Source organism: Bacillus sp. LR_5, assembly GCF_042709275.1.
This window is the reverse complement of sequence record NZ_JAVAXX010000036.1, coordinates 16,157-37,902: the sequence shown is the minus strand read 5'-3', so window position 1 is coordinate 37,902 and position 21,746 is coordinate 16,157. Positions and strand designations below refer to the sequence as shown.

Genomic DNA, 21,746 nt, shown 5'->3' with positions numbered 1-21,746 from the left:
TTGGATTACAATGTGAATTTCGCAATTGTGTTCATAAGCTCTTGGCTTGCATGTTTTAACGTCTCCGTTGAGTGTTTGACTTTATCAAGAGTGATCAGCTGTTCATCGGTTGATGCGTTCACTTCCTCTGCTGCGGCAGCCGATTCCTGCGATATGGCTGAAATGCTTTGAATGGCTTCAGAAATCGCGAGCTGTTCTTCACTCATTCTTTGAATTTCTTCGTAAATGTGATCAATGCCTTGTACCAGCGATTGCATTTCCGCGGTTATCGTGTTTAATACCTCTCCTGTCTCATGAATGGCACTGTTTTGTTCATCATTCATTCTGCTTGCCTCAACCATGGCGTGAGAGGCCTCTTTTGTCTCAAGCTGGATAAGCTTCACAGTCTCGCTGATATGCTTTGTAGAAAGGGCTGATTGCTCAGCAAGCTTCCGCACTTCATCGGCTACGACGGCAAAGCCGCGTCCGCTTTCTCCGGCTCTGGCTGCCTCAATGCTGGCATTTAAGGCAAGCAAGTTGGTTTGATCAGAAATATTCGAAATCGCTGTAACGACTTCTTCAATATTCTTTGTTTGATTTTCCAAATCAAGCAACATCGTTTCAACCTTTTTCGTTTCCATGTTGGCTTCGTTTGACTTCATCAGTAGCTGGCCGAGCGCGTCAAGTCCTTTATAGCTTGCATCCTCAGACGATTTTGACCGTTCTTTAATTCTGCCTGCCTCCTCAGCAATTTGCCTGATTTTCGTTGACAGGCTTTCTGATTTTTCGTTAATGGTCTCGACTTCAGAAGCCTGTTCTGATGCCCCAGCGGCTACTTCTTCAATCGCTTTTGCAATTTGTCCGCTTGTTTCATTTGTTTCCGCAGAAACAGCCGATAATTGCTCAGAGGTATCAGATACTTTCCCTGAAGAGAGTCTCACTTGCTCAACCATTTCCTTCATATTTTCAACCATCTGATTAAAGTCTTTTGTTAAAATACCGACTTCATCCTTGGATTTTGATTCTGCGTGCACTGTTAAATCGCCCGCGGAAACTGCCTTCGTTTTTGCGATCAGCTGCTGTATCGGACCGGTTATCGTTTTGGCCAGAAAGTAGCTGAGAATAATTGTTATGATAAGCGCAATCAGTGATATCCAAAGATTCGCCCGATTCATTTTATCTGAAATCCACATTAATTTATCGGTATCAAATTGCGTTCCGACTTTCCAGCCCGTTTCCCCAATCGTTTGGTACACAACCATTTTCCCATTTTCATCCTGTATCCCTTTTTTCTCAGATGCAATGGTTTTCAGTGTTTGATCCTTTGATATATTTTTTCCTTGGTTTGACGGGTGTGCTAAAAGATTGCCGCTGGCATCAGCTAAAAAGGCAAATCCATTGTAAGGCACCTTTTGCTTATTGACCATACTCTGGATAGCAGAGAGTTTCAAGTCGTAGCTGGCAACCCCGATCACTTTTTGCCCGTCAAGGACCGCTTTCGATGCAGTGACAATCATGTCTCCCGTCACGACATCTTTATAAGGTTGCGTCCAAACGACTTGACCCGGGGTTTCAGCTGCAAGCTTATACCATGGTCTTGTTGTTGGATCATAATCATCGGCAAAATCGGCTTTCGGATATGTAAACATTTCTTTTTTTGCGGTGCCAACATAAGCCATCGCAACATAATCATCGTTATCTTTGATTTGTTTAATGTCATCGTTAAATAGCCGAGAAGCTGCTTTACTTGGTTTTGTTACAAATGTATGAGTTAATTCCCCATTAGCCAATCTTGATAACGAAATGGCATAACTCTTTAATTGCAATTCAATATTTTGTTCAAGTGACTGTGTCACGTTTTGAGTTGTATTTTTCCCATCCTCTGTAATCATCGGTTTTAGCGTCAAATAAGAAGACAGCATTAAAAGAACAACTGTGACGATTAACATGATTGAAACAAAAACAGCAATCTTCATGTGAAGTTTTTTAAACAAACCAATCCCCTCCTAATTTCTATATCGGCCCTTTCGTTTAAAAAATGAATAATCAAAAAATAAATTATATGAAAAACGGAATATATTTACCGAAAATTCAATCTTCGTTATAATGAAACAATATAAGGAGGGTGATGATCATACTAAAACAAATGTATGTGCACAACGGCAGAAAATTTGAGACCCTGACCATCAGAAACTATACTGAAACTGACGTAAAGGGGCTGATTTCTCTTCAAAGAGAATGTTTCCCTCCTCCGTTCCCACAGGAATTGCTATGGTCGGAGGAACAGCTTGACAGCCATATCAAAACCTTTCCGGAAGGCGCTTTATGCGCGCTGGTCAATGGCAGAATTGTCGGTTCTATGACTGCCCTTATCATACATTTTGAGCCTGAATCTCCTGACCATACATGGGTGCAGGCAACAGATAACGGATCTATTAAAAATCATGATCCTCACGGAAATACTTTATATGTAGTAGATATTTCTGTTTCTCCTCATTATCGAAAGCTTGGAATCGGAAAATGGCTGATGAATACGATGTATGAGCTGACTGTTGACAAGCGGCTGGAGCGCCTGCTCGGCGGCGGACGCATTCCTTTTTATCATAAATACTCACACGAGATCAGCGCTGTTCAATACGTTGAAGATGTAATGGAGGGCAAGAAAAAAGACCCTGTGCTGTCCTTTCTTCTCCATTGCGGCCGTTCACCGATTCGAGTAGTCAGCAATTATTTAGACGATAAAGAATCATTGAATTTCGGCGTTTTAATGGAATGGAAAAATCCTTTTTATAAAAAAACGAGCTGTTGATCACAACAGCCCGTTTAAGTGAAATATTCAATTTTCGCGTTAGGGAAATAGGTATCAATATAGGATTCAAGCGTTTCCCGAAGTTCATGCTCTTCATCTTTCTGATAAATATACTTTCCGATCCCGTAACGGCCCCATTTATAACGACGCTTTTCCTCATCTAATTCGAGCTTCGTCTTCGGATAATTCTTCTCTATCACTCGTTTGGCCGGTTTTGTAAAACGGTGCTGAATTAATTCAAAAGTAATATCATGTCTAACGTCCTGCGGCAAAGCAGCATCAAGCTTTTCAAATAGATGTCTGTATCCTTCTTCCCAGCCTTCATGAATATAAATCGGCGCAACAATAAAGCCTAGCGGGTATCCTGCTTTTGCAACTTTTACTGCCGCTTCTATCCGCTTATCAAGAGGTGAGGTTCCCGGCTCAAAGTTCTTAATCACATAATCGGCATTAATACTGAATCTGAATCTCGTTTTCCCGTTATGCTTTGCATCTAATAGGTGATCGACATGATGGAATTTCGTTACAAATCTGAGCTTTCCGAGGTCACTTTGCCCAAAATGTTCAATGGCGCGCTTCAGCGTGTGTGTCAGATGATCGATTCCTACAATATCTGACGTACATGAGGCCTCGAACCTTGTGAATTCTGGTGCGCGCTCCTTCATATACTTATCTGCCTGATCCAAAATCTCTTCGACGTTTACATAGGTTCTGATATACGGCTTTGATCCCATTGTTGTTTGCAGGTAGCAGTAATGGCAATGCCCCATGCAGCCTGTTGCAAACGGAATGGCATATTCAGCCGAAGGTTTAGAAGAATCAAACTTTAATGTTTTCCGGACACCAATGACTAAAGTTGACTTCGCGTTGCGATATTGCTGAAGATGGTTTTTTCCAGGAATATTACGAACTTGATTGTGGGATGTCGTTTCTCTGATTTCAATGCCCATTTTCTCAAATTTATCTTGTAATTCTTGGGCCAGCGGATATTCCAGCGCTCTCGGTTCAATATACACAAGCTGAGGAACAAATGGGTTCTGCATAATGCCACATCCTTTTCCTTTACTAACGTTACTTTTCTCTTAAGGCGGAAAGGATATGAGTTGTAATGATTTCCTTGTTACTCATACGGATCGATATCAAATAGTTCTTTGTAGAGTGATTTAGCTTCTTCATAGCTTGCAAATACAGCATCATCCTCTGCAAACGGATGATAGGTTTCATAAATAAACAGTGAAAGCTCGCCTTCATGGTATGGATGGTGCACAATTTCAGCTTCCTTTATATGGGCAACATTGGCGGCGTGCGGATTTCTGTAGATCACGTAAACTGTATCTCCTGCGTTAAATTGGTTTGACATACTATCCCTCCTAGCCATGTTATTGTGCCCTTCTATACCTTTACTTATGAAAAAAACCAGACAGGCCGGAGGCCGTCTGGTTTTTGGACATTACTTGAATGTTTCTTTTACGAACGCGACAACTTCTTCTGTCGTGCTCATAGATAAGATTTTCTCTTTGAATGACTCAGCTTCTTGTTTAGACAATTTGCTGATTTGTGTTCTTGCCGGAAGGATTGAAGTTGCGCTCATTGAGAACTCATCTAAGCCTAAGCCAAGAAGGATCGGGATCGCAATCTCGTCTCCTGCCATTTCTCCGCACATGCCAACCCATTTTCCTTCTTTGTGTGCCGCTTCAATTACGAGTGTAATTAAACGAAGGATTGCTGGGTTGTATGGCTGATACAGGTAAGATACACGTTCATTCATACGGTCAGCTGCCATTGTGTATTGGATCAAATCGTTTGTTCCAATACTGAAGAAATCAACTTCTTTAGCAAACTGATCAGCGATGACTGCAGTTGACGGAATTTCAACCATCATACCGACTTCAATATCGTCAGATACAGCCTGTCCCGCTTTTACAAGCTTTTCTTTCTCTTCAAGAAGAATCGCTTTTGCTTCTTTGAATTCGTTAACTGTCGCAATCATAGGGAACATGATTTTCAGGTTTCCGTATGTACTTGCACGAAGCAGCGCGCGAAGCTGTGTTCTGAAGATTTCTTGCTCTTCAAGGCAAAGACGAATCGCTCTGTATCCCAAGAACGGGTTCATTTCTTTAGGAAGCTGCAGGTAAGGAAGCTCTTTGTCTCCGCCGATATCAAGTGTCCGCACGACAACTGATTTTCCTTCCATACGCTCAAGAACCGTTTTGTAAGCATCAAACTGCTCATCTTCTGTAGGCAGCTGATCTCTTCCCATGTAAAGGAATTCTGTACGGTAAAGACCAACTGCTTCTCCGCCGTTTTCAAGAACGCCTTTCACATCATCAGGAGTACCGATGTTAGCTGCAAGCTCTACATGATGTCCGTCTTTTGAGACAGTCGGTTCATTGACCAGCTTCGCCCACTCTGCTTTTTGAGCCAAATAAGCATTATGTTTTTCTTCATACTCTTTTACAGTTTCCGCAGAAGGATCGATAATGACATCGCCATTAATACCGTCAACGATAACAGTCACGCCGTTTTGGATCGTGTCTGTAGCCGCTTTCGTTCCAACAACTGCAGGAATCTCAAGAGAACGCGCCATGATGGCAGAGTGCGATGTGCGTCCGCCGATATCAGTTGTGAATCCTTTAACGAACTCACGGTTTAATTGAGCTGTGTCAGACGGTGTTAAGTCTTCAGCTACAATAATAACCTCTTCTGAAATCATGCTTGGGTTTGGAATTTCAACGCCAAGCAGGTGGCCGGTTACGCGTTTTGTTACGTCGCGGATATCTGCCGCACGCTCTTTCATATATTCGTTGTCCATTGATTCAAACATGGTAACGAACATAGAAGACGTTTCTTTTAAAGCGAATTCAGCGTTCACAGAATCAGAGCTGATTTTTTCTTTCACAGGATTCAGAAGCTCAGGGTCACTGAGAACTAAAAGGTGAGCAGAAAAAATATCAGCTTTATCCTGACCCAGTTCTTTCAAAGCATGCTCTTTGATTTTTTCGAGCTCTTCTTTAGAACGTGCAATCGCTTCTTCAAAACGGCTTACTTCCGCTTCAGAATCAGAGATGTTTTTCTTTTCAACCGTTAAATCTGGCTCTTCAAGCCGGTACGCTTTTGCAATCGCGATGCCGGCTGAAGCACCAATCCCTTTTAATTCTTGCATTACTCGCCGAGTCCTTCGCTTTTCATTGTTTCTTCTAAAGCGTTAAGAGCATCGTTTTCGTCAGCGCCAGCTGCAGAGATTGTGATCTCAGCGCCTTTAGCGATACCTAGAGACATAACACCCATGATAGATTTAAGGTTAACTGTTTTGCCGTTATATTCTAAATTAACGTCAGCGTCGTATTTGCTTGCAGTTTGTACAAGAACTGTCGCAGGACGAGCGTGAATTCCAGAATCTGCAGTTACTTTGAATGTTTTTTGTGCCATTTTTATCATTCTCCTTTTAACTTAAAGCTTTATTACTTCACAATATTATATCATACAGCCGTACTTGTCATCTGACAAGCACAGCGTACTATATACCCTTATTTTTCAATCTTCACAATGTCTTCTTGCTCTCTGTTGACTGAGCCGCTTGCTTTAATGCTGACTGTTTCTCCCTCAGCAAGGTTCGTAAACACAATCGGTGTCATGAGAGACGGTACATTCGGTTTGACTGCGTCCAGATCAACTTCAAGAAGCTTTTGTCCAGGCTCAACGCGGTCTCCTTCTGATACGAAAGATGTAAATCCTTCGCCCTTCAGGCTGACAGTATCAATACCAAAGTGGATCAAAATTTCTCTTCCGCCGTCGGATTGCAGGCCGATCGCATGTTTCGTCGGGAACACATTTAGAATTTTTCCTCGAACCGGTGATACGACAATGCCTTCAGAAGGGAGAATCGCAAAACCGTCACCCATCATTTTTCCTGAGAAGACTTGGTCAGGAACATCAGTAATCGGGTGAATTTCCCCAGCAATCGGAGAAACAAAGACTTCCTCGCCAATTTCATTTTGCAGCGGTTCTGCAATGACTTCCTCAACCTGCTGCCCTACTTCCTCTTGAGCAGATGTTGTAGGTTCAGGTCTTGGCTTGCGTCCCGCAATGATGTCTTGCATTTGTGTTTTTAAACCGTCAGAACGCGGTCCGAAAATAGCTTGAATGTTGTTGCCGACTTCCAGCACCCCGGATGCACCGAGCTGTTTCAGACGGTCTTTATCAACCTTTTTCTGATCGTTTACAGTCACACGAAGACGAGTGATACAAGCATCAAGGTGTTTAATGTTTTCCTGGTCACCCATTGCCTGCAGGATCTCATAAGGAAGATCTCCTGCTTCACCAGTTTTCCCAGATGCTGCTGTTTCTTCCGTAGCATCCTCGCGTCCCGGTGTTTTCAGATTAAATTTGCGGATCGCAAATCGGAATCCGAAGTAGTAAATGACCGCAAGTCCCAAGCCGACAGGGATAACAAGCCACCATGCCGTCCGGTTCGGTAAAATACCGAATAGGAAGTAGTCAATTAAACCGCCGGAGAATGTCATACCAATCTTAACATTCAACAGCTGCATGACCATGAATGAAAGTCCCGCAAACACACAGTGAATCGCAAACAAGACAGGGGCAACGAATAGGAATGAGAATTCCAATGGCTCTGTGATCCCTGTTAAGAAGGATGTCAAGGCCGCTGAACCCATAATACCTGCAACGAGTTTTTTGTTTTGTGGTTTTGCTTCATGATAAATCGCAAGCGCCGCAGCAGGCAGACCGAACATCATAAATGGATATTTACCTGTCATGAACGTACCTGCTGTTAACTGTACGCCGTCTTTAATCTGCGCCATAAAGATACGCTGATCCCCGCGGATGATTTCCCCTGCTGCACTCTTATAGCTGAAGAATTCATACCAGAACGGCGAATAGAAAATGTGGTGCAAACCGAATGGAATAAGCGAACGTTCAATCACCCCGAAGATAAATGCAGCAAGGGTTGGATTCGCTTCCACTAATCCTGTTGAAAAGGCATTCAATCCATGCTGGATCGGAGGCCAGATCACTAACATAATAAGACCCAGAATCAGTGCAGAAATTGACGTCACAATTGGAACAAAACGTTTACCCGCAAAGAAACCAAGATATTGCGGCAGTTCAATTGTGTAAAATTTGTTGAACAATAATGCAGCTAACACACCGACGATAATACCGCCGAACACACCTGTCGCCAAGGTAGGTATACCAAGCATGTTTACATATGCAGGATGGTTTTCCGTGAAGAACTTGGCTCTTTCGATTGAATCGGAAGGAATGGTTCCGTTTGCAAGAAGAACCGCACTCATGGATACGTTCATCACCAGATAACCGATAATTGCTGCAATCCCTGCAACTCCATCACCGTTGGCAAGCCCGATGGCTACACCTACTGCGAATAGAAGCGGAAGGTTATCAAAAACAATCTGCCCAGCGCTTTCCATAACACCCGCTACGAGCTGAATATTGTCATTGCTCAAGAAATGCAGGACCTGAATCATGTCCTTATTTTGCATCGCATTCCCGATCGCAAGCAAAATCCCCGCAGCCGGAAGGATCGCAACTGGAAGCATAAGCGCACGCCCAATTTTTTGAAGAACGCCGAATAATGCTTTAAACATAAGAATTGACCTCCTCTTTTTACTAGTCTGACCTTACAGCTAAAAATCATGACAACGAATTCACAGGCGTAAGTCTTCCAGTTTAACCGTTTACATTTGCCCTTTTACACAACAAAAAGGGCATGAGCAAAATTGGGTGCGCAAAAGAACGAGAATGGACTTCCCGTTTTTTCCCCTCAATCACTCATGCCTGATCGGATCAGTAACACGTTATAAGGATAAACTGAATTTATGAAATTTTATTGGTTAATCGGTACAGATGAAGCGTCAGGTAAACCGCTTCCGCCTCATGAACTGGTTTCTTCAATGTTTGCTGCAAGATTTTAATCAATTTCCAAGCTGTATTGTAGCATAGCGGATATTCATTTTTCAATAACAACATTAATTTTTCTGGTTCTTTAGTCGGTTCTTCTTTTTTGATTCTTTCTATTGTAAATCTGATATGCCGGATCAGCCGCAAATAGTTGACACTTTCCTTGTTTACTTTCATTTGAAACGAGTCTTCAATCACCTCAACAAGCTGTGCCATCAGCTGCGAATGCTGATTGACCTCGGACAGCGGACGGTTTGTCAGAGCTGAATGGATATGCAGAGCAATAAAGCCGATCTCCCCTTCCGGAAGGCAGATTCCCGCTTTTTCATTGATCATATCTATGACTTCTTTGGCGATTTGGTATTCTTCAGGATAAAGTGACTGAGTCTCCATTAAAAATGGATTTTTCATATCAAAGCCCTGCTGCTGCCTTTTGATCGCAAATGCGATATGGTCTGTCAGTGCAATGTGAATATGTTCATTTAATGAGTGGTTTGTCCTATTACTGATGTGATAGATAACATCGTTTGAAATATCAACGAGCTTTTCATCAACATAGTCAAGGAGCTTTTTAAACTGCTTTTGTTCCTTCTCGTCCTTTAAAATGAACATTTTATCGTAGCCTTTATCTTCAATGACATCATCTTGTTTTTTTCCGAAACCAATACCTTTTCCGATTAAAACGACTTCGCTGTATTTATGATGAGAAGCAATTAAGACGTTATTATTCAGTACCTTTTTCACTGTGAAGGACCCATTCACGATCCTCAGCTCCTTTGTCATTCAATACCTCATATCGTACATAACGAACGGAATGCACGTCAAACCTTTTTTCAACGCTTTCACTAAACAGTCGATCTTTCGATGAGACGGTAATCCAGAACCTTCCTTTCAATAGGCTGTCCCTGAATTCTTTTTTCCAGCATGGCAAACGCCTGCTTTCCCATTTCCTTTGTTTGAATATCGATCGTTGTGATACCAAGTGATTGGCTGATTTCATGGTTATCAACGCTTAAGATGGCAAGCTCATCCGGTACCGATACCAGATGGGCCTTTGCTTCAAGTAAAAGCCCTGCTGAAACTTGATCATTGGCAACGAAAATAGCCGTCGGCTTTTCCTTCCACTTTTTCCACTTATGAAAAAGCGCTTTGCCATCATTAATTGTAATCGCTTTCTCAACCACCCAGTCTTCATGAAATGCCTCTCCGATCTCTTCCAATGCTTCTTTATAGGCTTTGATTCGAAAATGGCTGTTCATGCCTTTTTTTCTTGCCAAACAGATGGCTATTTTTTTATGCCTTTTGGCAATTAAATAGTCCAAGCCGTACCGGAATGCTTGTTGGTGAGGAATGCTGATGGTTGGAAAACGGCCGATATCTGAATTCTGGCAAAGCAATATCGGTCCCTCCCATTCCATGAGTTTCTCATCAGCAAGCGCCTTTGAGCAAAAAATTAACCCGTCAACCTGGCGCTGCTTTAATTGGGTCAGCGCAAAGATTTCTTTCTGTACATCATAATTTGTTTGGAATAAAGAGAGGTGAAACCCGGATTCCGCGGCTGCGTCGGCTATTCCTGCAATCAGCTCTGCAAAATAAGGCAGATTAATCGTCGGCAAGACAACGCCAATCATGTTTGAAAATCCTTTCGACAAATGCACGGCATGGATATTTCTCGTGTACTCCAATGCTTTCATCGCCTCAAGCACTCTATTTCTTTTGTCTTCACTGACATAAGGGTGATTGTTTATGACTCGGGAAACCGTTGTAACGGAGACACCGGCTTTTTCTGCAATGTCTTTAATATTAGCCATAGATTCCCTTCTTTCTAAATTCCCTTGATATGGAATGCGTTTCATACAATATGATATGAACATACCAGACATATTTTGTACTTTTAGCTGAAAGGAGAAGATCACATGGGTTTCTTCATTTTAATTGGATTATGTCTGACTGTTCTTGGCGGCAGCTGTCTTGCAGTAAAACCTCTCAACCAAAAACATGAAATTAAACCCTTTCGAACATTTGATGATTTTTTTATTTAATGCAGATAAAAAAGGACGATGTCGAGAACAAAGTCCTTTTTTATTTCCAGTTACGGCAGTATGGTTAATTCCTTTGGATACTGGGTCAGAGCAACCGCTCCGTCCTTTGTTACATGAACGTCATCCTCAATGCGCACGCCGCCGATCTCAGGCACATAAATCCCCGGTTCGATCGTGTAGACCATGCCTTCCTGCAGCAGTGTATCGTTGGCTTGACTCATTGATGGGTACTCATGGACAGAAATCCCGAGTCCGTGTCCCAGCCGGTGAGGAAAATAATCTCCGTACCCCGCTTTTTCAATAATTCCGCGGGCAGTTAAATCCAGATCTCCAATTCTGACACCGGGTTTACTTGCTTCAATCGCGGCTTTTTCCGCTTGAAGCACGGTCTCATAAATCTCCTCTTGCTTCGGATTGATGGTCTTGTATGCAAACGTTCTTGTAATATCAGAGCAATAGCCATCAAGAATAACACCGAGATCAAATAAAACAAAATCACCTTTCTTCAACGTGGCTGTACCCGGATTTCCATGAGGCTGGCCTGATTTTTCTCCAAATAAAACCATTGTGGAGAAAGACATGCCCTGAATTCCTTTTTTCTTCAGCTCATACTCGATTTGAGCGAGCACTTCCACTTCACTGATGCCTTCACGCAAAGCGGCTGTGCCGACTTCAACACCGTAATCAGCAAGCTTTGCCGCCTCTTTCAGCAAACGAATTTCATTGTCGTCTTTCATCAGGCGAAATTGATTGAGTGTTTCTTCTGCTGAAACAAATTGAGCCCCGCCCACTGAATGCTTCAGTTGTTCTGCGCGTGATAGTGAGATTGAATCCTTTTCTACCGCGAGTGTATGTATGCTGATATTTCGCTTTTTCAAGGCTTTCTCTATCATCTCCCACGGATTTTCATGATCCGCATAACCAATGATTTCATGATTCCAGCCTGCGTTGCGGGCCTGGTTTGCTTCCATTCCAGGACAAACAAAGAAAGGCTCCTCTTCTTGGAAAATAAATAACCCCATTAATCTTTCATGCGGCTCTGTGTAAAAACCGGTTAAGTAAAAAACATTCTCTTTCGTATGAATAAATGCGGCAGTATGCCCCGCTTCCTTCAGCCATGAAGAGACGCGTTGTATTCTATTCACTTCTAGTTCCTCCCTGCCATTTGCAATGCTTTGTTCTGTCTTTCATTGTAACAGGTTTTACAGGTGTTTGCCTTCCGCGGCACCTTCGTTTTCGATCCATTTTATTTCCTGCCCCGCTTCCTGTATACTGACAGTAGAGTTCAAGCGTAGGGAGTTGTTCCGTTTTGCTGATGAATTTTTTCAGACGAAAAGCAGTTATGCTCTTAACGGTTTTGGGAATTTCCGCTCCTTTTATCGGTATGAAGATGGTCGATTTTTATTATTACAGCTCTATCATCGGCTGTGCAGCGGGGTGCCTATGCTGCATCCTTGCTCTCATCATGGTTACGAAAAGATCCGATAAAGACAAAAAAGAAGGAAAAGCTTGATACATAAAAAACCAGCAGCCCAATTGGACTGCTGATTTTATTTTAGGAGTCTTAACCCGTTTAAGATCACCAAAATTGTACTTCCCTCATGACCGATCACGCCAAATGGCAATTCCATCACCTGCAAAAAGTTTGCACAAATCAGCAAGCAGATCACAGCTAGAGAAAACACGATATTTTGTTTGATAATCCTGTTCATTTTCCGTGACAAGCGGCACATGTTTACGAGCTTTTTCAAATCGTTTTTCATGAGTACCATATCAGCGGTCTCAAGAGCGACATCTGTTCCCCCGCCCATTGCAATGCCTACATCCGCCGCTTTAAGTGCCGGCGCATCATTGATTCCGTCACCGACCATTGCAATCGTTCCGAATTCTTCTTTTAACCGTTTGATTTCATTCACTTTTTGGTCAGGCAAGCATTCTGCAGCAACAGTTGTCATTCCGGCTTCCTTCGCTATCGCTTGAGCCGTGTCCTCATGATCCCCTGTCAGCATGGCCGTTTTAATGCCAAGTTGGTTCAATTCTTCCATGACCTCTTTTGCTTCGGGCCTGATTTGATCTTTCAGTGCGATACAGCCAGCTATTTGGTCATCCTTTTTCACAAATACAATCGTATGGCCGCTTTGAATGATATCTGATGCTGTTTGTTTTATAAATTGTGCTGCCATTTCCTCGCCGATAAAACCCGCCTTACCGATCTTCCATTTCGCGCCCGACACTTCTGCCATAACGCCAAACCCTGATGTTTCTTCTATAGATATGTAGCCGGACTGATTTACGCCGCGGCTTTCAGCGTACGTTGTTATTGCTTGAGCAAGCGGATGGCTTGATTGCGTTTCGATTGCATAGACGGCCTCAAGCACTTCCGCTTCACTGAATCCTTTTGCAATTCTAATCGTCTCAACGGCAGGCTGGCCTTTTGTTACAGTGCCCGTTTTATCAAAGGCGATCATTTGCACAGAGCCCAGCTGTTCAAGGAAGACGCTGCCTTTCACAAGCATACCGTTGCGGGCGCCATTTGAAATCAAGGACAAAGCTGCCGGCATAATAGAAGCGACAAGCGCACAAGGTGAAGCGACAACCATAAACACCATTGCGCGGTAGAAGGTTTCACTCCAGCTCCAGCCCAGCGCAAAGTGCGGCACGAATAACAAGAGCCCCACCACGATCAGCACACCTTTTACATAAGCATTTTCAAATCGCTCGATGAAAGCTTGTGCGGGCGAAACACTGCTTTGCGCAGATTCAACCAGTTTGATAATTTTTCTGAATAACGAATCTTCATTTGCTTTCGTGACACGGACGGTCAAGGAGCCGTTGCGATTCACAGTTCCCGTAAATACAGCGTCACCGGTGTTTTTTTCTACAGGCATTGATTCACCTGTTAATGCTGACTCATCAATGCTTGTTGAGCCCGATTCAATGATACCGTCTGCCGCTACACGTTCTCCGGGTTTGATCACAATCATATCACCGGCCTGCAAGTCCGATACCGGTACTCTTTTGGTTTCACCATTGACCATCAGCGTTGCTTCTTCAGGCTCAAGCTGCATTAAAGATGTTAAATCTCTGCTGCTTTTATTCATCGTGTATGTTTCTAAAGCTCCGCTTAAGGAAAAAATAAATATTAAAATAGCACCTTCCGCCCAGTATCCGATCAAGGCGGAACCAATTGCAGCGAAAATCATTAAAAGTTCTACATTCAGCGTTTTGGATTCGACCGTTTCTTCAATTCCTTCCTTTGCTTTAGCAAATCCGCCGATCACAAAAGCCAGCAAGTAAAGTGTTATTGATAATACTTGATGTCCGGATAAGAGCCAGCCTGCCAAAATAAGAGCGCCTGACACGAGTGCTGCGATAAGCTCCGCATGCTGTGCCCAGTTTTTTTCTCTCTGCTCTGTTTTTAATGGCTCATGCGGATCGTGTTGAACGATAACTTGTTCATTCATATCAAATTCTCCTCTCTAATTGAGAACGTAAATCATCATCATTTCTCTTATAAAAACAAAATTGCCGCCCAAAAGGCAGCTTTATCGTCAGTTATTTCTTGATGTCTTCCTTTATTATAGCATGCGCAATGAGAATTTCAATTATAATTATTTTAATTTCTTCTTGATAATAATTATCATTAATATTTATCCAATTCTTCACTACATGAAAAAAGCTGAGAGTCTATGCTCTCAGCCTATTCTTCCGTCCATTCTTTCAGTTGTTCCGCCGTCATCGGGCCAATTTTTGTTTTTTCAATTTCTCCCTTTTCATTCAGCAAAAATGATGTTGGGATCGTGATGATATGATACTCCTTCATCAATTCTCCTTTTGAGTCAAGAACGATCGGAAACGTCAGCTTGTTTGCTTTAATAAAGTCTTCAACGGCTTGCTGATTTTGTTCTGAGTTCACTAAATTCACCGTTACCAGCTTTACGCCGTCGGATTGATGGGCATTATAAAACGATTGAAACTGGGGAAGCTCCTTTTTGCAGGGCGGACACCAAGATGTCCAAAAATGCAGGATGGTTTTTTGCCCTTTATGCGGGATCGAGATATCCTCCCCTTCTATCGTTTTCATAAGAAAAACAGCGGGAACTGCAGGCTGTTTATTCCCAGCGGCTGCCACATCAGGAAACCATGCAATCATCCCCAATAACATAAGGCATACAGTAAGCAAGCGCTTCGTCAACATGGAATCTTCCTTTCATGCTTTTCAATTAGCTTGCCCCTGCTTTTTCTTTATCATCCTTCAATTCGCGGCGTTCTGCTTCCTCCCGTAAGGAAAACAGATACCCGCAGCACTTTGCAAATCTGTGTATAGTGAAGGCTCGTCAGCAAAATCATGCCAGTGTTCATCCCTAGGATAATCCCGAGCATTTGCAAATTCTCCATTGATCCCAGCACATACATCATACTTAGGGCCACGATATGGCTCCAGACATTGTGATAAAAAGCTTCTTTAACAAACCCCATCCCGATTAAGCACGCCTGCAGCGGCATGACAAACAGATGAAAGAGAAAGTAAGGCCACAACAGCTGCAAGTAATACTGCGCTTCGGGGGAGTGAAAAAACAAATGTGTGAGCGGTCCCGCAAACTGGAACATGATCCAGACGGACGGTATGCCGTAGCCAAACGTAATGAAAATCGACTGCTTCAGTCTTTTTAATACGACGTCATATTGCGAAAGCGCATAAGCTTCCGAGATACTCGGTATCATGACAACCATTAACGAATGGGCAATAAATGCAGGGAACGACCCTATCGTCACAGCCACACCGGCCAGCATTCCATATTGATCGATCGCCGCTGTCCCGGCAACGCCTGCAGCCAAAAGCGCTCCTTTTACTAAAAAGGGTTCAATCGCATTGACAACCGCATGAAAAATGCGCAGCCCTGTTGTAGGAATGGAAACGGCAAGCAGTCTTTTTCTTACATCCTTTCCGCGCAAATGAATGTGCTGCTGGCCGGATACCGCCCGCCTCGCCATGATAAATTGTGAATATAAATAAACAAGCACAACCACATCACTCACGACGAGGACAAACAAGGAAATCAGCACAGCCATATCTAATTCAAATGAATACCATTGAAAAAAGAGGAATAAGCACAAGAGCTGGATGATTTTTTTCAGCACATTGGCGATTGCGATCTTCCCCATTTTTTGTACACCCATAAAATAGCCCCTGGCGATTGAAGTAAAGGCGACAATAGGAATTAAGCCGATGACAATCCCTTTAATAAACGGGTGGTATGTATCAAATACCGGAATAAACGGAAGCGCAATACTGGCAGCAGCAGTAGAAAACGCTGTAAAAACGACCGTCATTCTGAATGCGTGCCTCAGCATGCTTTCATGAAGCTTAGGGTTTGATTCGGCAATGAATTTAGAAATTGAGATCGGCAGTTCCAGGCTTGCGATGACTATAATTAAAAAGATCGTGGGCAAAATACTCATGTAAAGCCCCATCCCGTGCTCGCCAAGCTCCCGCGCCAAAATCATATTCACGACAAATTCAAGGCATTCAGCGAAAAAGGCGGCAATGGATAAAAGAATGATCCCTTTCACAAATCGATTCATGATGTCTCTCCTTGTCTCTTGTACTACCAACATCATATGAGACAAGTTCAAAAATTATTTTATTTTTACTCTTTATATGTAAAAAAGCACAGCTGAGACAAATTGTCTCTTCTATGCTTAGATGGCAAAAACGTGCCTGCCGATTTTTTCTATGATTTTCCTTGAACGAATCCAATCATCTGACGCTGTTTTCGGATTATAAAAAAATATGGCATCTGTTTCTCTATTTTTTGAGGACAGCGCTTCTTCAGCAGCAGCAATCGATTCTTTATCAGGCTTTTGATTAATGCTTCCGTTTGCAACCGGTTCAAAGGCGTTTTTCTGATAAATAACCCCTCTAATTGTATCAGGAAAACCTTTTTTCTCCGTTCTGTTCAGCACAACGCTTGCTACGGCGACCTTGCCTTTATAGGATTCTCCCTTAGCCTCTGCGTGAACGAGACGGGACAGCAGATCTTTTTCAGACTGTGTATATGTTTCTTTCTTTTCAGTTGTTTTGGCCGGCTTGTCTTTCTCTTTCTTTTCAGTGTGTGCTGATAGCTTGATCGGCTTTATTTTTTTCTGGTCCTTATCAGCAGACAGTGAAGGGAAAGATTCGTCTCTGTCTTGATCTATATGTGTAAGCCATTTCGCTTCTTCATGTTTTGTCTTCTTTGTGCTCAGTAGTGAAGCTTGTGTATGTTCAATTTTTGCTGCAGGCATGAAACAAAGAAGAAAAACAGCCAGAGCAGTGAATTTCGTCGTCATACAGTTTCCTCCTTAAAGTGCTCAAAAAAACACTTCATAACCTTAACAAGAGATCCATTCATTTTCACGGAAAAAGATTTTCCAACTCTCCCAAGGAGGCATCAGGATGGAATATACCGGATGACAGGCTGGTTAATGGAAGAAAAACAGCTTGAAATTCTATAAATCTTGTCAATTCAAAACATGTTTATCCATTTTTGGAGTTTTACATTTTGTTTACATCTGTTACAACTGAGTGTAATAAAGAGCCTGTATTCTGTCATATATGATAAAAAGGCTTCTCACGTATGAGAAACCTTCAGCTTCTTGGCTGTTCTAAGTATTGAAATATAACATCTCCGCCTTGCTGGGCAATTCCTCGGAAATGTTTAAAATCATCTTGTTTAGATAACACAGCCCTGAAATCCAGGAAATGCTCTTTCTGGACTCTCAGTTCGTTTATTGCGCCGGTGCGCAGCTGTTCAATCATTTCTGTAATCTCTTCGGGACGCAACGAAAATTCCCCCTTTTCTTTCTTTTGACGAAAATCAATATACCATCTTTATAACGTCAGGACAATTCATTAGGGAGATAAAACTCCTTATCGCTTTACTTCTCAATGAAAATACTGCAAAATACTTTCAAAAGGCATTATTATGTTTAAAGGAGAGGAAGCTTGTGAAAATCGCTAAGGTTGGAAACGTCATTGAATTTAAAAACGGATTAACCGGTGTTGTTGAAAAAGTAAATGAGAATTCTGTAATCGTTGATGTCACGATTATGGATAACTATCGGGATCTTGAGTTAGATTCATTGACAGTTGTTAATCATAAAAATTATAAGATCATCAGAGACTCCTATTAAACCTCCTCATTTCCACATTCATTCGCAAAAACTGCAAGACGGACAATTAAACACCTTACATATGAAATTCGCTTTCTCAAAAGCTGCCGGCCGGCAGCTTTTTTACATCAAAAACACCGATTATGAATCGGCGTTTTGGTCTGTTTCCGTTATTTCTATATAGAACTCGCTGACAGAACCTGCTTCATACAGGTTGGTCAATGACGTTGAATAATTTGTAATTTCCCCCCGGAAGGCAAGATTTCGTTCCGGAACCTCGACGTTAAACGTTTTTTCATACAACAGGACAGCGATATCATGGTAAGTCTCGCTCGTAACGTTTAGGGTAAATGCAATTTTGCGCTTCGGCTCGCTCTCCTCTTGATATGCAGCCATTTCTAACGTTACATCGTTTAATCGCAATGTCTTCACTTCATATCACTCCTTTATAGTTCATGCATCTTAGCATACCTTAGCGAACGTTTACAATGAATCTGTTCTGACCTATTATGTTAACCAATTCTTTAGAAAAGACACCTTTACAAACATATGTTCGATCAACTATAATAAAACAGACGAGCTGCCATCCAGCATCCCGTCTTTTCATTAGAAAGCGGCGAGTGGAATCCCCCCCGAATTCACTCGTCTTTTTTATGTAAAAAATCCCCTGCATTTTTCAGAAGAAATTATATTAATGATTATTAACAAGTCATGATCCATCATGCGGTACTCAGCATCTTCTCATACTTTGTTCCAGGCTTTCCGTCATTTGTGTACGGATCACGGATCAATTTGCCCTATACTTCAATGCAGCGGGTCCATTAATTCAATCAAGTTGTTCATGGGACAAGGGCCTTTGGAATTCAACCCTTGGCCTCATTGTTTTACCTGTACCCGTACTAAATGCTTTTCAGTATGTCCAAGATTTAGAGATTGATTACAATTATCTTGGATTTTGCTTAGAACTATAAATCCTTATATATTTTTAAACACTTTATTCCAAACTGACGAATCCTCTTGTCCAAGACTCCAGCTGCCAAGGCCTTTCAGATTATATTTTTGAACGATTTTTATTTTTGCTCTGAGTGACTGTTCATTTTCAAACCATAATGTATATGTTCCTGAAGGTAATGGACCCTTCTTGTCGTGATTGATCGTAAACACCGCTTTTGGAGATTGACTCTTTGTGTCAAAAATAATTGTCCCGTTATGTCTTTTTACTAATGAGTCAACAAGGTAAAGGGGAATGGCTTGAGAATTAGATTCGCCATTCATCCAGCAGCGGCCATAGAATGGCAATCCTAAAACTAGTTTTTGAGGGGAGATTTTTTGGGTTAGAGCATATTGAATGGACCTTTCCACCCATCCTACACTTGCAGTAGGCCCAGCAAGGCGGCTTTCATCATAGGCCATAACCATAAGATAGTCTGCATATTTTGCTAAATTTTCGTAATCATATGATCCGTGCCAGCCCTTCGTCCAGCCAAAAGGATTTGCCGCCACTGCAACTGATACCTCTTTATGTCCAGGAATACTTTTTCTTACCAGTCTAACAAAATCCGTAAATGCCTTCCGATCTTTTTCTGTAAGGTTTTCTATATCGATATTAACTCCGTCCAAATCCAGTTCTTCTATTGCATGAGAAATTTGTTTAGCCAAAAGCACTCGGTTCTTTAATGCAAATCGTCCCAAATCCTGATTCCAATGATTGCTTAGAAAAGGAACTACTTTTAATTTTCTTCTATGAAGAGTTTTAATCACATCGGGATCAGCTGAACGGAGAAGTAATGATCCATCTTTTCTGATATAGAAAAAATCAGGAGACACGACATTTAATACTCCGTTCGTTTGATCAACGTGTTGAATAAAATCGCTACTTAATCCAGAATAGAAATAGCTCATTTGAAACATCTCATAACCCCTTCATCCCCAAAAATATCAAGTTCCCAACAAATAAAAAAAATGAAGACTGATCATTTCAATTTGTTTCGTTTCCGAAACCTCAAAGATTATCTTTCTCTTATCTTTATAATTTGTCCTGGATAAATTCTATCTGAAGAAATTTTATTAAGATTCATAAGTTGTTGTACCGGAATATTAAAGGATTTGGAAATCGTCCATAATGTATCGCCAGATTCCACATGATAAACTTCATATGTTACGGGAAATTCCATATAACGAGGCGTTCTTTTTACTTTATTCGCTTGATTTCTTGTTTTAGGTATTTTTCCCTTCATTCATATGACTCTCCTTTAGAAAAATTTGTTTACATCTCTAGACCGTTTCTCTCTAATCTTAATAATTTGTCCAGCATATATTTGATCCGATTTGAAATGATTAAGCTCCATGATCTGCTGAAGGGAAACATTATACTTCCTTGCAATTTTTGATAATGTTTCACCGAGAGTAACATGATGAATCTCGTATTTTTCTTTGAGGACATCTACATAATGAATGGTTTCCCCTACGTTTCTTAAGATTCCTCTGCTTTTTAGCACCTCAATCATTTTCTCAGCTCTATGCCGATAGGAATCTTTCTTTACAGCCTTTTTACCGTTTATCCGAATCTTTTTTCTCTCGCTATCATGATTCAAATAGTATTTAACCTTTTCCAATGTTTCTTTGGGTGAGGAAGAAACGATAAGATCGCGACCAGGTTTGAATTTATCTCGAACTGCTGGTGTTTCCGATGTCAATAAAAACCCCCCGGAACCAAGAATCTCATAGGTGCGTTGCGTAAGTTGGCTTTCACAGTTTTGCAATCCGATAATGATTTTTGCTGAACTGTAAACTTTATACGCTTCAGTATAATCAAGATATCCATGGATCCAATTGCGGGGAATTTCTCTTCCTATATATTTACTCATGTTTTCCCAATTTCTCCCCCAAAAATCAATGCGAATACCCTTTCGTATAAGAGGACGAATAAGCGTTTTTAAAGAGGACGAACGGAACACTTCCGGATGTTCTTCAAGAAAATTAGGGTAAGCATTAGCTACCACTGCTATATCACAACTGTATTTTGCTAATGGTTTAATCTGGTGATGTATACTTTCGTGATAGGCAAAGTCTAAGTGGGCTGCTTTAATCCCCATGCTTTCATAAGTTTTACACAGAGAAGGCGTAACCGTGAAAACAAAATCCGGTTTCATCTTTTTAATTAACGGAATGGTAAAGTTTTGAGTGTGCAGTGGGTCTTCAGTTGCCCAATAAACAAGGGGGATATTCACCTTTTTAGTTGCGTTGCGAATCCAGATTTGCTTTTCCCTTGAATGCTCTGGTGTCCATCCCATAGATACTATTAGATCTGGTTTAAATTCGTCTATCATTTCAGTGATATTTTCCCGACTTACAGGACCCGAAATCATTACGGTATGTCCTGCTTCCCTAAACCCATTCGGTAAACCATAGAGCCACATGGGATGACTCTCGAGGAAAAGAATTTTCACACATTTTCGCCCTCTCTTTCACCTTTTAATGTCTACTTTATTGGTATGTATAAGTAAAATAATTTGTCGCGGTACCAGTCTATAAAAAATGTTCAAGTGCGAGATAACGTGATAGCTTCCTGCAAAATGAAATTGTAAGAGAATGAAAATGAATCGTTTCTCTCGCCAGCACAGAAAAAGCAAGCGATTTACAAAACACTTTTTCTTTGATTTGACTAGCCTTCTGACGTAGTTAATAGTTTATTTTTGTGCATAAAAAGAAAAAGACGTACACATTTGTACGCCTTAAATAACTTCTGAACGATCAATTTTTCATTGCATAAAAGTCACACGTTCCCCCATAAAATGAACCATTTTCAAGTGTGACCTTAC

At 41.6% G+C, this 21,746-nt stretch carries 21 protein-coding genes and 1 pseudogene; 3 read left to right on the top strand and 19 right to left on the bottom strand.

Going from position 1 to position 21,746, the window contains the following annotated elements; genetic code table 11:
* Positions 1 to 5: 5 nt before the first annotated feature.
* Positions 6 to 1,973, bottom strand: coding sequence for a methyl-accepting chemotaxis protein McpC (gene mcpC / locus RAC86_RS10675; RefSeq protein WP_072566198.1), 1,968 nt, complete (start codon positions 1,971 to 1,973; stop codon positions 6 to 8).
* Between the two features lie 134 nt (positions 1,974 to 2,107).
* Between mcpC and RAC86_RS10670 the strand changes: the two genes are divergently transcribed.
* On the top strand, positions 2,108 to 2,788 hold the full coding sequence (locus RAC86_RS10670; protein ID WP_072182868.1) for a GNAT family N-acetyltransferase: 681 nt from the start codon (positions 2,108 to 2,110) through the stop codon (positions 2,786 to 2,788).
* Positions 2,789 to 2,802: 14 nt separating this feature from the next.
* On the opposite strand, the gene splB is transcribed toward RAC86_RS10670, so the two are convergent.
* From splB to papB, 8 genes are all read right to left on the bottom strand, one after another.
* Positions 2,803 to 3,831, bottom strand: coding sequence for a spore photoproduct lyase (gene splB / locus RAC86_RS10665; protein WP_014113605.1), 1,029 nt, complete (start codon positions 3,829 to 3,831; stop codon positions 2,803 to 2,805).
* A 77-nt stretch (positions 3,832 to 3,908) separates the two neighbouring features.
* Complete coding sequence (gene splA / locus RAC86_RS10660) at positions 3,909 to 4,148, bottom strand: splAB operon transcriptional regulator SplA (protein WP_003218644.1); 240 nt, start codon at positions 4,146 to 4,148, stop codon at positions 3,909 to 3,911.
* A gap of 90 nt (positions 4,149 to 4,238) precedes the next feature.
* Positions 4,239 to 5,951: a phosphoenolpyruvate--protein phosphotransferase gene (gene ptsP / locus RAC86_RS10655; protein ID WP_072566197.1), complete on the bottom strand. Its 1,713-nt coding sequence runs from the start codon at positions 5,949 to 5,951 to the stop codon at positions 4,239 to 4,241.
* Positions 5,951 to 6,217: a phosphocarrier protein HPr gene (locus RAC86_RS10650; RefSeq protein WP_010334034.1), complete on the bottom strand. Its 267-nt coding sequence runs from the start codon at positions 6,215 to 6,217 to the stop codon at positions 5,951 to 5,953. Before RAC86_RS10650 ends, ptsP begins: the two co-directional genes overlap by 1 nt.
* 98 nt (positions 6,218 to 6,315) lie before the next feature.
* The gene (gene ptsG, locus RAC86_RS10645) at positions 6,316 to 8,415 is read right to left on the bottom strand and encodes a PTS glucose transporter subunit IIABC (RefSeq protein WP_061187367.1); all 2,100 of its coding nucleotides are present in this window, start codon (positions 8,413 to 8,415) and stop codon (positions 6,316 to 6,318) included.
* A 229-nt stretch (positions 8,416 to 8,644) separates the two neighbouring features.
* Complete coding sequence (gene glcT, locus RAC86_RS10640) at positions 8,645 to 9,511, bottom strand: glucose PTS transporter transcription antiterminator GlcT (RefSeq protein ID WP_003218635.1); 867 nt, start codon at positions 9,509 to 9,511, stop codon at positions 8,645 to 8,647.
* A gap of 62 nt (positions 9,512 to 9,573) precedes the next feature.
* Positions 9,574 to 10,539 carry a LacI family DNA-binding transcriptional regulator gene (locus RAC86_RS10635; RefSeq protein WP_072566196.1) on the bottom strand — a complete coding sequence of 322 codons (966 nt, stop codon included), beginning with the start codon at positions 10,537 to 10,539 and terminating at the stop codon, positions 9,574 to 9,576.
* A 281-nt stretch (positions 10,540 to 10,820) separates the two neighbouring features.
* Entirely contained in the window at positions 10,821 to 11,915 is a 1,095-nt protein-coding gene (papB, locus tag RAC86_RS10630) for a di/tri-peptidase (protein WP_072566195.1), read from the bottom strand.
* 164 nt (positions 11,916 to 12,079) lie between these two features.
* Between papB and RAC86_RS10625 the strand changes: the two genes are divergently transcribed.
* The gene (locus tag RAC86_RS10625; protein WP_014113599.1) at positions 12,080 to 12,283 is read left to right on the top strand and encodes a hypothetical protein; all 204 of its coding nucleotides are present in this window, start codon (positions 12,080 to 12,082) and stop codon (positions 12,281 to 12,283) included.
* A 37-nt stretch (positions 12,284 to 12,320) separates the two neighbouring features.
* On the opposite strand, the gene pfeT is transcribed toward RAC86_RS10625, so the two are convergent.
* From pfeT to RAC86_RS10600, 5 genes are all read right to left on the bottom strand, one after another.
* The gene (gene pfeT / locus RAC86_RS10620; protein WP_072566194.1) at positions 12,321 to 14,234 is read right to left on the bottom strand and encodes a metal-transporting ATPase PfeT; all 1,914 of its coding nucleotides are present in this window, start codon (positions 14,232 to 14,234) and stop codon (positions 12,321 to 12,323) included.
* Positions 14,235 to 14,470: 236 nt separating this feature from the next.
* Complete coding sequence (gene stoA / locus RAC86_RS10615) at positions 14,471 to 14,968, bottom strand: endospore biogenesis thiol-disulfide oxidoreductase StoA (protein WP_072566193.1); 498 nt, start codon at positions 14,966 to 14,968, stop codon at positions 14,471 to 14,473.
* 50 nt (positions 14,969 to 15,018) lie between these two features.
* Positions 15,019 to 16,356, bottom strand: a complete 1,338-nt coding sequence (gene ykvU / locus RAC86_RS10610; protein ID WP_061187362.1) for a sporulation protein YkvU — start codon at positions 16,354 to 16,356, stop codon at positions 15,019 to 15,021.
* A 117-nt stretch (positions 16,357 to 16,473) separates the two neighbouring features.
* Complete coding sequence (locus RAC86_RS10605) at positions 16,474 to 17,103, bottom strand: cell wall hydrolase (RefSeq protein WP_061187361.1); 630 nt, start codon at positions 17,101 to 17,103, stop codon at positions 16,474 to 16,476.
* Positions 17,104 to 17,401: 298 nt separating this feature from the next.
* Positions 17,402 to 17,596: a hypothetical protein gene (locus RAC86_RS10600; protein ID WP_003218622.1), complete on the bottom strand. Its 195-nt coding sequence runs from the start codon at positions 17,594 to 17,596 to the stop codon at positions 17,402 to 17,404.
* A gap of 164 nt (positions 17,597 to 17,760) precedes the next feature.
* Between RAC86_RS10600 and RAC86_RS10595 the strand changes: the two genes are divergently transcribed.
* Complete coding sequence (locus RAC86_RS10595; RefSeq protein WP_003232446.1) at positions 17,761 to 17,946, top strand: YkvS family protein; 186 nt, start codon at positions 17,761 to 17,763, stop codon at positions 17,944 to 17,946.
* A gap of 120 nt (positions 17,947 to 18,066) precedes the next feature.
* Here RAC86_RS10595 and RAC86_RS10590 read toward each other — a convergent pair whose 3' ends face one another.
* The 5 genes and pseudogenes from RAC86_RS10590 to ykvP form a co-directional block, all read right to left on the bottom strand.
* The gene (locus tag RAC86_RS10590; RefSeq protein WP_061187360.1) at positions 18,067 to 18,357 is read right to left on the bottom strand and encodes a DUF3219 family protein; all 291 of its coding nucleotides are present in this window, start codon (positions 18,355 to 18,357) and stop codon (positions 18,067 to 18,069) included.
* A 219-nt stretch (positions 18,358 to 18,576) separates the two neighbouring features.
* Positions 18,577 to 18,768, bottom strand: a pseudogene (locus RAC86_RS10585) (hypothetical protein); the annotation flags it as partial.
* A 132-nt stretch (positions 18,769 to 18,900) separates the two neighbouring features.
* Positions 18,901 to 19,836 (bottom strand): glycosyl hydrolase family 18 protein, encoded by a 936-nt coding sequence (locus RAC86_RS10580; RefSeq protein ID WP_061187359.1) that lies wholly within the window; start codon positions 19,834 to 19,836, stop codon positions 18,901 to 18,903.
* A 98-nt stretch (positions 19,837 to 19,934) separates the two neighbouring features.
* Positions 19,935 to 20,162, bottom strand: a complete 228-nt coding sequence (locus tag RAC86_RS10575; protein ID WP_061187358.1) for a LysM peptidoglycan-binding domain-containing protein — start codon at positions 20,160 to 20,162, stop codon at positions 19,935 to 19,937.
* 15 nt (positions 20,163 to 20,177) lie between these two features.
* Positions 20,178 to 21,374 carry a spore protein YkvP gene (gene ykvP, locus RAC86_RS10570; protein ID WP_072566192.1) on the bottom strand — a complete coding sequence of 399 codons (1,197 nt, stop codon included), beginning with the start codon at positions 21,372 to 21,374 and terminating at the stop codon, positions 20,178 to 20,180.
* Positions 21,375 to 21,746 lie beyond the last annotated feature (372 nt).